5 protein-coding genes are annotated in these 6,549 nt (G+C 56.5%); 1 reads left to right on the top strand and 4 read right to left on the bottom strand.

Annotated elements, in window-relative coordinates; all coding sequences use genetic code 11:
- The first annotated feature begins 421 nt into the window (after nt 1-421).
- Nucleotides 422-853 (top strand): hypothetical protein, encoded by a 432-nt coding sequence (locus C0Z18_RS20630; RefSeq protein WP_102647283.1) that lies wholly within the window; start codon nt 422-424, stop codon nt 851-853.
- 722 nt (nt 854-1,575) lie between these two features.
- Here C0Z18_RS20630 and C0Z18_RS20620 read toward each other — a convergent pair.
- From C0Z18_RS20620 to C0Z18_RS20605, 4 genes are all read right to left on the bottom strand, one after another.
- Entirely contained in the window at nt 1,576-2,535 is a 960-nt protein-coding gene (locus tag C0Z18_RS20620; RefSeq protein WP_102647281.1) for an SOS response-associated peptidase family protein, read from the bottom strand.
- Between the two features lie 233 nt (nt 2,536-2,768).
- Nucleotides 2,769-3,062, bottom strand: coding sequence for a hypothetical protein (locus C0Z18_RS20615; protein WP_146014058.1), 294 nt, complete (start codon nt 3,060-3,062; stop codon nt 2,769-2,771).
- A 317-nt stretch (nt 3,063-3,379) separates the two neighbouring features.
- Entirely contained in the window at nt 3,380-3,961 is a 582-nt protein-coding gene (locus C0Z18_RS20610) for a hypothetical protein (protein ID WP_146014057.1), read from the bottom strand.
- A gap of 358 nt (nt 3,962-4,319) precedes the next feature.
- Entirely contained in the window at nt 4,320-6,443 is a 2,124-nt protein-coding gene (locus C0Z18_RS20605) for a ComEC/Rec2 family competence protein (protein WP_102647278.1), read from the bottom strand.
- Nucleotides 6,444-6,549 lie beyond the last annotated feature (106 nt).

The raw sequence follows: 6,549 nt of genomic DNA, 5'->3' as shown, positions 1-6,549 counted from the left end.
TTCGAGCACTATAACGAGCATCATCCCCATAGCGCGCTGAAATACCGTTCGCCACGCGAATTCCGGCGCAGGACCGAATCATCAACTCAAGTGTGAGGCGGTGTCCGGAAGTACGGGGGCAAATCCACGTTTGCACGTCTCTTCCGGATACTCGTCAAAGATTTTCCTTACGTGCACTACGACGATGAACCTGGGCACGTTGTGCGAATCCACGACGACACCGTGCTCCTGGAAAACGACAGGAACGGTGACGTGGTCGCGAGGCAAGGGCTGAAGGTGCTCAGGCTTGAAACCCCAGATGACGGGACCCTACTCGCCTGGTACGACGAGCTTAAGGCGACGGTGGAGGCATAGTCATGACGACGTTCGTCGGAGGAGCTACCCGCACCGGTAGGTGCGGTAACCACTACCACGTTGACCGATGAGCGAAGCAGTTTTTGACGCCATCGCTGCGAAAATCACTGAAGAGCCGCGCTTGCACGGTGCGACCAAAGCCGTCCAGCAGGCAGCGTATCGCGCACGCCGAACTGGCCTGAAGGTACTGGAAAAAGCGGCCCGGGAGCGGGAGTTTGATGAATCCGTGCTCAAAGCAACATTCGCGCGCTATGGAATGCGCTTGGTTCGCAGCGCGAGTGAATACAGCATCGTCGCGGACGGCGACGGACTTGATATACGACGGAACATCGTGAAAGCGCTGCGCGTGTATTGTCGCTCGCGCTACATGAGTGCACACAATGCCGCCCGGCCGAGTGCGAATAGGGCTCGCGCGGACCGTCGCGCCGAGCTGGCTGCAATGGGCATTGACCTGGCTCGCTTTCGGGAAGTGTGCGAGGTCATCGACAGCACGCCGTAGCGTCGTCGCCAACGTCGCGGACCCATCGTCGACTGATGGTTCCGCAGGGTTCGTTCGCGTGCCTAGATTGCGACGGGGTTTTGATACTTGCGGTGAAGCCAGTAAGCAATCAGCGCTGCTTCGCACCTATCGATGCGGCACCTCGTGGGAATGGCATCGCCGAACAGCTCACGTGCACGCGTTCGGCTCGTAGTCTTGTCAGCCGTGACCCCGATGCTCCGCTTCCATACCGATGCAGTCGGAAACTCGACCGACGCCCCGAGCGCCACGGCTGCACCATAAGCACCTCCAGCTGCGAGACTGAGCGTCACGAGCGACGCGGCATTGTCGATGCGAAATGCCAGAGGCCGCTCGATAGCAACAGCAAGCCGCCCATGCGTTGATTCCTCTCGAATCACCCGAATGACGGCCCCCGCTCCTAGCTCTTCCTTGCTTCCGGCATCTACCAGTCTGATTAGTTCGCCAAATGCATCGAGCACCGCAACGGCACCCTTTCTTCCAGGGTCGACGGCTATGTATCGCTGAAAATCTAGAGGGGGCGAGCGGTAATCAGAAGGCTTGGGTGGCATACGGTCTTCGGCAAGCTTTTTCCCGTATAGGAACTCGTCGGGCGCCTGTGGGGACGATAGACCGAGCCGCTGTCAACCCGGCTGTTGCGTTGCGAATCGGGGCAAGCGTATGAACAACTAAAGCTGGTGCCCGTTATCCGTTTGTCCGGGGCGCTATGCCGCCAACATATGCTCGTAATACGGCCGCTCTCGGTCGTCCAGAATGGCGTACAGCGCCGCGAGGTTGCCTGCCTCCGGTTGAAGCCAGCCGTCGGCGTTCTCGGGCTTGATTGGAATGATGCAGCGGTCATGGCCGGCTGCGGCGACCTCGGGCGGAGGCTCATCGGTAATGGCGGCAAACGAAAGCAGGTCGGGCTCGCCTTTCCCCGACCAGCGCGACCACAAGCAAGCCACCAACATGTCTTCTGCCGGCCTCGGCTCGAATCGCAAGACGACGTTCTCGTCCTTTTCGCCTTCCTGGAGTGTCCGGCCCTCGAGCTTCGCCCGACTGACGTTCTCAAAAAATGCCGTGGCGACCAGTAGGCCGTGCGAGTAACCGAACAACTGCTTCCAAAATCCTTCGAGGTTGTCCCTACGTGCGTTGTACGTACCCGGAAACTTCTTGTCGTAGAAGGCGGGCTTGCCGGCAGGTCGGCACTGGTAGCGCATTGGCTTCACGACGCGCTCGCCGTTCTCCCTGACGATGACCGGGGCGTAGTGGCCTGGAAATATTCGAGCGTCTCGTTCCAGCAGTTCCGTTCGGCGCAAGTCATCGAGTCGGCGACGCAGCGCCTCAACTTTGTTGGTTGCAATTCGTTTGCTTTCTGTTGCGGCCTTCGTCACCTTCGCTAGAAGTGCCCGTTCAGCGTCGGCGAGGCGTGTGCGTTGCTTAAAGAGCTCTTCCTCGACCTTTGCTGCCTGCGACCGATTGAACCGCTCAATCATCTCCTTGATGCGCTGCTCGTCGGGTATCTGCGGCTCAAGGAACATTGCGTCGACGGCCTTTGGAATTAAAAGGGCGGTACCTTGCTCTCGCGCCCAATACAGCTTGGTGAACTCTTCGAGGTCGATACGCGCGCCATAGGTCCTGACGAAACTTCGGTAGTCCGCTTTGATTTGGGCCGAGTAGCACATCTTCGCCTCCCGCTCGTCGACTCCGTCATAGTACGGCCTTTACTGATACCCACACTAGGGCGGGGGTGGGGACAATCGGCACCGGCACCAGTATGGCACCCCGTGTCCATGTTGGGGCTGGGAGCCCCGGGGGATTAACATACCGGGGAGACATCGCGCCCTTACCGACGCGACGGGCGTTGGCGGCAGAAGAAAACTAAGCGAAAACCCCGCTTGGCGGGGCTCTCGAATCATCAAAGCAATGCCTGAACGCCATCCTTTTGGAGGGCTTGTCGCAGCTCCGGTGCAGCCGTCAGACTGATATGCATCGCGCCTGTGGTGCGGCGTACCGTATCGGAAATTTCCACAATCTGGCTTTCGTGCCCGTTGAACGCCGCGTCATAGCGCTCCAGGACCTTGCGGCACGCCTGCATCACGCCGTGAAAACCGTTTGCTTCAAACGCCTCTTGAATCAGCCCCTCGAGGCCCTCCAGCGCAACCCGTTCAGCGGCGCGACTCATGCCAGCCTGTTCTTCATCGTATTCCACGACCATTTCCCCTTTACCAGAAATAGCACAGTGAGCGTGCCAGTTCGTCGTTATCGACCGCTTCCTCAATTTCTTGAGGGCCGGGCCGTCCTATTTGTTCACAAGCGGAACGCCTGTGCAAAGTGTAGCCACGGTCTTGCGAAAAACCGTAGAACTGACTTTGCCCCTGTTCGAAGGCAACTACAGAGGTGCCGTGCAATAAACCTCCAAGGGGAGCGACGCTCGGCCAGCCTTCGTCGAGTATTGCTCCGCGATGACTGGCGGTGGGGCAATTACACCCGTATCCAAGTTGTTGGCGACGAACATCACGCTGCCCCTCAGCATTTGCGGGCCCGTTCGAGAAAGTGCGCGAATCCGCCAGGCACTTCCGAACAGAACTCTCCGAGCGCGGCAAGCGCGTCCGCATCCGTGGCGCCGGCCCCGAGGCGCGCGAGGCCATCAAGAAATACGAACAGGTCGCCTTCCTCCATTACATAGCCGGACTCAATCACTCGCTTGGCCCGTTGTCTCCAGACTTCGATTGCGTGCTCGATTGCCTTGCCGTAGGCTATATGCCGCTTAGCCCTGCCGAGTTTTTTGGCGGTGCTTCCTCGAACTAAGCCGTGTGCGGGGCCGACGTTACAAAGAAGGTCGAATCCATAGATGAGAGGCGCCGACGAGACAAACTCGATAATGATTTCGGCATCCTCTTCGTCGACGAATTGCATACAGCGGGCGACGAGCGCGGCGACTGCACGGCTAAGGCTCCGTATCGACGTCCGTTCCGTCCCTTCGTCATCTGCGCAATGAACCGTGAGTTGGTCGATGAACCCAATGGCATCAATCTGAGTGGCAACGTCCAGGTGACCGGCAAGTGACTCGATTATGCCTGCCGTTTCGGCGGAATCGAACTTGCTCAACAAATCTGCTAGTCCATCGGGGGCGCTTAGCAAGAGATGTATGTCCGCCTCTCTCAAATCATTGGCGCTTCGTTGAACACGCCTGCTGCTAACGCTCGCTGAGACCATGCTTACCCCCGGTGTTCGCTCGTTACGTCCTTGAAAACGGACTCACCATGATGCGAGCGTTGTACAGCTTACAATTGCCGCAGCGCAGAGGGCCAAGACAAGCCCTCTGCTTGCTTGCCGGTTCTCACATTTCGGGAAACTGAGCAACTCCGTACTAGTAACGCTCACCAGCTAACCATAGGTTCCCTCGACTACCGGAATAGTCGCGGATGAGCGCTCGCTTCGTGGGGAGTTCGCCTCGTTCGCTCGCCTATAGAAGCTCGGGCGTGTGATTGCGTGTAAGCGCTTCACCCACCGTTATTTCGTTCTGCCATCCGTCTAAGCTTCCGCAGTTCAGCCAAAGGCCCTTCTTATTGATACGCCCGAATACGACATCTCTCATGTTGTTATCGAAGATTTCCGTCGGTCCGAATCTATAGGGGTTGTCCATCAGCTCGCCACTGAGCATTTTATCGAGCACGTCTGGCTCACTAAAGGGAGCGTAATCGGGCGCATACCGCGTTGGAGTCAGTGTGGCCAGTACAAGTTCGCCACTGGCCCCGTAGCGAGCTCGTCTAAAAGCCGTCAGATGCCATCCGCCGGCGAGCAATCGGCTGGCGATTGCTGGCCAGATGACTTGTTCAATGACTTTCACGGGCATCCCGAATTGATACTCTATCTTCGCCTCGACCATCGACGAATCGATTTGACGTAATGCCTCTCTGACCGAGCTGACGGACCAGGTGTCCTGCTTAAACGGAAAAATGTATGCAATATGCTTCGCGGCCCAGGAATAGATGGGCTTTAAATCATTTTCTTTTGGCCATAGGTAAACGCGCACGTCTTCATGTGGAGTTCGATACCCAAAATCTGCGCTGAGCCAAATATTTCCGTTGCCAGCGGCATATCGAATTGCGGGAATCGGATTTTCGGAAAACTGAAACATGTCTTCCCCTTGCGCTTCCGAAACGAGCTCGTCGAGCCCGAATTCATTCGTGCTTGCGCGTTGCCACCCGGTCGCAGGGTGCCGTCGCATTCGACACCTGTGCCACTCGCGAAGTTTGCTGACAATCCACTTCTCCGTCTTGACCAGTTCGCCGGTGGTATAGCGGTTGATTATTTCATCTGGCTCGACGATGCGCTGTGTAAGCACAACGATTGGGGCGCTGCTAGTGCCGGAGAAACCTTGAACGCAAGGCGGTGGGCTGGCCTGTTCGCATTCGGCAGTCATTTCCAAGGTTATATCGTTTTGTGCATCTTTATTGCAGTCGTGTAGAGCAAAGCAAGAATCATGGGTCGCCCCCGCAGTTGTTGACGGCGCTTGCCGGACAATTTCCTTTGTCCTCACGTTGGGGCAAAAAAGTGATGCGCCGGTTTGTCGTACAGCGTCTCTAAAGACCGTCCTCGGCAACTTATGCCTGCCGTTCGCGCTGACTATGAAATGACGCGCCTTCAACCACGCCGAGACCTCATTGCATGCTATGTCGCGCTCGAAATATAGACGTCCCCCGTGGTGCGGAGCTTTGACGACGTCGCAATGGAGTCCATTCGGATACTTGCCAGCAAGATAGGTCCAGTTTTCCAGGTCGCCGGCGAGGAGGATTCTGCGGTAGTGCCGACCGTCCAAATTTGCGGTAATGCGCACAACGAGTGATGTGTCGTTCAGGACGGAATTTCCGAAAAATTCTGGCGCAACTCCAGTAGCCTTGACGAACTCATTTTTTATTTTTTGGGTTGCCTGAGGAGTCAATGGCACTATTGGAGGCAGTCGGGTTGCTTCATCGACGGCGACGTAGCCGGAGGCTAGCGTATGGCTTAATGCCGCAGGGACGATTTCACCATCATTTCCACCTTCAACCTCCGGGAGAAGCAGGTATTGCAACGGCATCGGTGATGTTTCAAACAGATGCCTCACGTCTTCGAAGCGAGGGGCAGTGAGGAGCTCACGTATCACGCGCCCCGGGGGGCTAAGCACTTCAATAAATAGTTTTCCGGTTGCGTCTCTAAGCGAAAAATTTTCGACCGGATTGATAATTGAGACTTGCTTTTCCCGAAGCTTGGCCTCGAGGTCGCCCGCGCGAGCAATTCCTTTGGCAACGCGAGCCTCGAACAGCCACTCATATCGCTTAAAAGCTGCCAGGCAGGGCCCCCAATAGGCGCCAATCTCAAATTTTTCTACGACCTCTTCCATGCCGCCAAGATGGTCGTCGTCCACATGGGTCAGAACGAGTAAGTCGATTTTGTGTGGTTTGAGGATAAGCTCATCCAGTTTATTGGGATATCTGGCCCCGGCATCTATCAGTATGCGAAATGGTGGATGCAATTCTGTTGAAAATTCAATCAGCGTGCATTCCCCATGCCCAACAGCGAGTGACTGTACTTTTACTTTATCCATGGTCTCTATCAGGGTTAGTTGCTAGGCGATACGCAAGACATATTAGCCTTGCCTTGCCATATCATCTACCAAAGACTGTCTTTCGAACAGGGAGCGCCCCTTTTCC

This window comes from Trinickia dabaoshanensis (genome assembly GCF_002879885.1).
In the GTDB taxonomy this organism is placed as follows: Bacteria; Pseudomonadota; Gammaproteobacteria; order Burkholderiales; family Burkholderiaceae; genus Trinickia; species Trinickia dabaoshanensis.
This window is presented reverse-complemented; position numbering and strand designations above follow the sequence as displayed.